At 70.7% G+C, this 6,326-nt stretch carries 1 protein-coding gene; it reads right to left on the bottom strand.

Going from position 1 to position 6,326, the window contains the following annotated elements; genetic code table 11:
- Window positions 1–116: 116 nt before the first annotated feature.
- A partial coding sequence (locus VIP82_RS06300; protein ID WP_331906755.1) for a rhamnogalacturonan lyase family protein occupies window positions 117–6,326 on the bottom strand: 6,210 nt, incomplete at its 5' end.

The following is a 6,326-nucleotide window of genomic DNA, read 5'->3' on the forward strand; positions in this document are numbered from 1 at the left end:
GCCTCGCCGCGCGCTCAGCGACCGGTGCCGCGCGTGGCCCACCGACCCGCAAAGCGGAGGGGCGCATGCCCGCCACGTCTTGTGGCAGGCATGCGCCCCTGGCCCCTCGGTGCCGGCTACCTCACCGTCACCGTGATCGCCTGCGAGCGGGTCGCGCCGGCCGCATTGGCGAACTCCGCGACGTAGGTGTACGTGCCGGGCGCGCGTCCTGCGATCGCGGTCTTCGCCTGCTGCGCGTTGGGGGATGCCGCGACCAGCGTCTGCTCGTCGATCACCGCCCCGTTCTCGAACAGCCGGTACGCGGTGGCGTTGGTGCCCCACCACAGGTTGGCGGTGACCGTGTAGTTGCCGTCCCTGTCGGTGTTGTCGTGCGAGAGCACCGGCACCGCGGGAGCGGCATCCTTCACCTTCACCGTGACCGAGGTGGTGGCGGTGGCGCCCTTCGCGTTGATCAGCTCGCCCGTGTACACGTAGGTGCCGTTGGGCTTGCCCGCGACGTCGACGGTCGCGACCTGCGCGTTCGGCGAGTTCGCGTCGAGCAGCTTCGTCGAGATGAGCGCGCCGTTCTCGTACAGCTTGAGCACCGCGCCGTTGACCCCGTGCCAGAGGTTCATCGACACCGTGAACGAGCCGTCGTGAAGGCCGTCCTCCCAGCCCGAGTTCGTCGACAGCGTGCCGCGGGCGGGCTTGGCGGTGGCGCCCTCGTCGTCGAACACCAGCAGCTGCACAGCCGCCGCCGTCACCAGCCCGTCGTGGTTGACGGCGTTGACGGTGAACGTGTGCGCGCCGACCCTGCCCTCGAGGTCGATGACCTGACCCGGGGCGACCGGCTCGCCGTCGAACGCGATGTCGAGGTTGCGCACACCCGACTCGGGGTCGTCCGCGGTGACCGCCACCGCGAACGACGCCGTGCTCGGCAGCAGGGTGCCGTCCGCCGGAACGCCCGCCAGCACCGGGGCCGTGGTGTCGGACGCCCCCGAGGGGTCGCCCGTCACCGCGATGCGGGGTGCCGGAGGCTGCTCCATGCCGTCGCCGAGGAAGAAGCTCGTCTGCGTCGGCTGGTTGTAGCCGGTGTTCTGCCACGCGACCGACAGGCGGTAGACCGGGTCGTGCATCAGCGTGCGGATGCGCAGGTCGGTCTCGTCGGTGGTCGAGTAGATCCGCAGCTCGCTCGAGTCGGCCGAGCGCCAGGCGATCTCCTCGCGCCAGTCGCCGAACAGGTCGGCCTGCAGGTTGGGCGTCCCCTTCGTCGAGTTGTTGGAGCGCGCGCCGTCCGCCGTGAGGATCAGGTCGGCGGACTCCGTCTGCCAGTTCCACTTGGCGACCGTCGGCACACCCTGGGAGGTGGTGGCGTTCCAGTCGTGGTCGACGATCTCGCGCAGCGGATCGCCGTCGAACCAGGCGAGGAAGTTCGCCGCGGGGATCTTCTCGCCGATCAGCTCGCCGGTGGACGACTTCAGCTGGCCGACGGGGGAGTTCCACGCGGCGTCGCCGCCGATGGCCCATCCCTCCGCGCCGGCGTGGCGGGGATCGATGTCGCCGGCCGCCGCGCGCCCGGTGTCTTCGACCGCCGGGATCGACCACAGCACCTCGCCCGTGCGCGCGTCGCGCATGGTCGCGCCGCGGTTGCCCGATGCGCCCATCTCCTCGTGGGCGGCGAACACCTCGTAGCCGGGATTCGAAGGCACGAGATCCGAGACGTGGATCGCGTCGCCGTGGCCGAGCCCGGTCGAGTACAACAGCTCGCCGTCGTCGTCGACCGTGGCGGAGCCGTAGACGATCTCGTCCTTCGAGTCGCCGTCGACGTCGGCCACCGACAGGTTGTGGTTGCCCATCCCGTAGAAGCCCTCGTTGCCGTCCTCGTTGGAGTCGAGCACCCACCGCTGGGTGAGCTGCGAGCCGTCGAAGTCGTACGCCGCCATCACCGCGCGGGTGTAGTACCCGCGGCTGAACACCGCGCTCGGGTGCTCGCCGTCGAGGTAGGCGGTGCCTGCCAGGAATCGATCGACCCGGTTTCCGTAGGCGTCGCCCCACGCTCCGACGTCGCCGCGCGCCGGCACGTAGTCCACCGTGTCGATCGCGGCGCCCGTGGCGCCGTCGAAGACCGTGAGGTACTCCGGTCCGCTGAGCACGTAGCCCGAGCTGTTGCGGTAGTCGGCGCTGGCGTTGCCGATCGGCTGGCCGACGCCGTCGATCGTGCCGTCACCTGTCTTCATGATGACCTCGGCGCGACCGTTGCCGTCGTAGTCGAACACCTGGAACTGCGTGTAGTGCGCGCCTGCCCGGATGTTCACGCCGAGGTCGATGCGCCACAACCGGGTACCGTCGAGCCGGTAGGCGTCGAGGTACACGTTGCCGGTGTAGCCCCCCTGCGAGTTGTCGTGCGAGTTGGACGGGTCCCACTTCACGAGCAACTCGTACTGGCCGTCGCCGTCGACGTCGCCCACGCTCGTGTCGTTCGCGGAGTACGTGTAGGGCTGGCCGTCCTTGCCGTAGGCATCCGCGGGCTTGTCGAGCGGCACCGAGCGGTACGCGCCGTCCTGCACGCCGAACCCGTCGGTCTCGGTCGTCTCGACGCCGTCCAGCACTTTCGTGACGAAGTAGACGGATGCTGCGTCCCCGGTCTCGTCGAGATAATTCGTCGAGTCGGTGATCGGCGTCGTGGTGACGCGCGTGCCGTCGCGGTAGACGTGGAAGGCCACGCCGTCGGGATCCGTGCCGAGCATGCGCCACGACACCAGGTTGCCGGCATCCGTCGACACCGCCGCGGGCGCGCGATCGAGGTACTCGGCCTGCCGCTGCAGCACCGTCACCGCCTCGGTCTTCAGCTGGGCGGATGCCGCACCGGCGCCGCCCGCGTTCACCGCGACCACCGTGTAGTAGTAGGGGATCGTGGTGAGGACATCGGTGTCGGAGTAGCGGTTCGTGTCGGCCACGCCCACCAGCTCGCCGCGGTCGCCCTCCACCTCGGAGCGCAGCACCAGGTAGTACAGCGCGCCGAGCGGCTGGGCCCACGAGAGCTCGACCGCGTTCTTGTCGATGCTCTCCACGGCGAGCCCGTTCGGAGCCGCCGGGGGTGTCACATCGGGGTCGAGGAACGAGACCTCGACCGTGGCAGACGGCACCGACTCCAGCTTCGTCTGGTCGACCGCGGTGACGTGGTACTCGTAGTCGAGTCCCACCCGGGCGGTGGTGTCGACGAACGACGGCTCGCCGACCGCGGCGATCAGCACCGGCTTCGCGTCGAACGGCGACTGTCGATAGACGTTCCACGTGACGCCGGGCTCGGAGTCCCACGCCAGCGAGACGCGAGGAGCCGCGGGGTCGGCGTCGAGGTCGACGACCTCCAGCCCGACCGGGCCGAGGAGGATCGGCGTGATCTCCAGGCCGTTCAGGCGCGTGCCCGCCGCGGCGCCGTAGGCCTCGACGTTCAGCTGGCCGTCGGTGACGAGGAACGGTCCGCGCAGGGTCTCGTTGACCGCGCCGCGGCCTGCGTTGCCCGTGCCGGCCTCCTTGCCCTCGATGCGGAAGCTGGTGCGGGTCGACCCGATCCAGTCGCCCGAGTACGTCTTCACCGAGTAGGTGCCGTTCGGCACGTCGAGGGCGAACGTCGAGCTGTCGCCGGGGAGCACGAAGTCGCGCACGAGGTCGTTCGACCCCTCGGCGACGCCGCGGTCACGGCCGGCTCCGGCGGGCAGGGTGTTGAGGAAGCCGTAGCCGCGCTCGGCCGTGTACGCCAGATCGGGCACGATCTCGGTGTAGCCGGCCATCAGCGGGTTGCCGGCGAGCTGGAAGTCGTACTTGTACAGCGCCTGCTTGGTCGTGAAGGTCACCACGTCGCTCGGAGCCGATTCGCCCCGACCGTTCACCGCGACCACGCGGTAGCGGTAGCCGGTGCCCTCGGCGAGCCCCTGCACGATCGAGCTCGTCTGCGTCACCATGCCGACGAGCGTCCACTCCGGTGCGGGGTCGGCGACGCCCTGACGGTAGATCTTGTAGATGTCGGCCGTCGGCGAGGCATCCCACTGCAGGGTCGCGCCGCCGTTGCTGATGGCGCCGGCGACCAGGTTCTGGGGTGCGATCGGCACCTCGGCGGGCGGCTCGATGTCGGAGACCTTCGCCGCGAGCGGGGTGTCGAGCGCGGCGACGTCCTGCGCCACCAGGCGGGCCATCTGGATGGCGCCGTATTCCTGGAAGTGGGTGTCGTCGACGGTCCCGGCGGGGCGATTCGCGAAGACGCCCGGATCCACGTGCAGGAACACCGCCTTCGCCGCCTCCGGCCCGATCTCGTCCAGGTACGCGCGGCTCGACGCCGACAGGTCGATCAGCAGCACGTCCTCCTCGGCGGCGAGCTCGGTCATCTTGGCGACGTACTCGGGGAAGCTGACGTTGAAGAGACCCGTGGCCGCGTCGAAGCTGCGCCGCGAGACGGGTGTCACGAGGATCGGCGTCGCGCCGCGCTGACGCGCGCCCTCGACGTAGACCCGCAGGTACTCCTTGTAGTCCTCGGGGCTGGCGTACCGGTCATCGACACCCTGCGTGGCGTCGTTGTGACCGAACTGCACGAACAGGTAGTCGCCGGGACGGATGCCCCGCAGCACATCGTCGAGCCGGCCCTGGGTGAGGAAGTTCTTCGACGAGCGGCCGCCGATCGCGTGATTGGCGAAGGCGACGTCGTCGGCGAAGAACCGGTCGATCATCTGCCCCCAGCCGGCCTGCGGTGCGTAGGCGATCGGGTCGTACGTCTGCACCGTCGAGTCGCCGGTGATGTACGCCGTCGGGATGGCGCCCGCGACCCGCGCCGGCAGCCGCGTGATCGTGAGGCCGTTGACGACGGGCGCGTCGCCGCCGAACACCAGCGTGAGGGTGCCGTCGACCAGTGCGATCGTGAACGACATGTCGAGGTAGGCGCCTGCCGCCTGCGGGTTCGCCAGCACCTTCGCGATGCTCTCCGCCGTCACGGTCGTGGTCGTGGCGGTCTGTGCGTCGCCCGCGACCACGCGCACCGCGTAGTCGCCGGCGCCGAGGTCGACCTGGAACGTCGAGCCGGCGGCGGCGACGAAGTCGCCGCGCAGCGCGTCGTCGCCGCCGCGGTCGACGTCGGGCGTCGCCGCCGTGGGTGCCGTCGAGAAACCGTAGCCCCACTCGGTGCTGTACGCCGTCGACGCCGTGACCGAGAGCGCGCCGTCGGCCACCTGGCCGGGCCCGAAGTCGAACGTCACCACGTCACCCGCCGGGAGCGGGGTGGGTGCGGTGTAGACCTGCGAGGTGACGGGGGCGGATGCCGCGGACGAGCCGGCCTGGTTGCGCGCGGTGACCCGGTAGGTCCACTGCTGCGCCGTGTCGGCGGCATCCGTGTATCCCGGCGTCGTGACGGTGGCGAGCGCCGAGAACACGCCGTCGGCCCCGGCGCGCTCGACGACGTATTCGTCGCCGTTCGCGACGGCGGACCAGGTCAGCACCACCGTGTCGCGGGTGACCTGTGCGACGGCGAGGTCGCCGGGTGCCGTCGGGGCGATGAGTTCGGGGATGACGCCCGAACGCACCTCGGCCGACGCGGCAGAGGTGCGCCCCTCATCGTCCACGGTCACCACCGTGTAGGCGTACGAGCCGGCTTCCGCGACCGACGAGTCGGTGTACGCGGGCTCGGTCGTCTCTGCGACCTGCGCGAACTCGCCGGTGACGTCGTTCACGACGTCGGCGCGCAGGACCCGGTACTTCGCGGCTCCTTCGACGGCGGTCCACGTCAGGTCGACGCCGTTCCACGCGACGCGCGTTGCGGTGAGTCCGGTCGGTGTATCGGGCACGACGGGGGCGACCACCAGCCCGTTCACGTACGCGCCGAGGCCCGAGCCGGAGAAGCCGACGGTGAGCTGGCCGTCGGTGACGGTGGTCGCGAACGTCGCCGTCACGTTGAGCCCCTTGGCCGAGGTCATGCGCGTCTGCGCGACGCCCTCGAGGGTCACAGTCGCGTTGGTCGAGGATGCCGAGCTCAGCCCGTCGCCGACCGTCACGGTCACCTCGTAGTCGCCCGCGGGCACGCCGTCGAGCTGGAAGCCCCAGTTCGTGCCGGCGACGAAGTCGTCCTCCATCGCCCCGGCGGGCGAGCCGTCGGTGCTGCGGTCGCGGTCGAAGAGCGTCGCGCCGTCGGGCAGCGTGATGCCCCAGCCGGCGTCCGCGGTGTACCGCGACGTGGTGAGCACCTGCTGGTAGCCCTCGGCCACAGCGCTCGTCGCCGTGCCGAAGTCGAAGCGCCAGGCACCGTCGTCGGCGGGAGCGAGCAGCGCCGCGGCGGGGCTCGCGGTGATCAGCGCGGCGACGACGGC

Source organism: Microbacterium sp. (assembly GCF_036566905.1).
Lineage (GTDB): Bacteria > Actinomycetota > Actinomycetes > Actinomycetales > Microbacteriaceae > Microbacterium.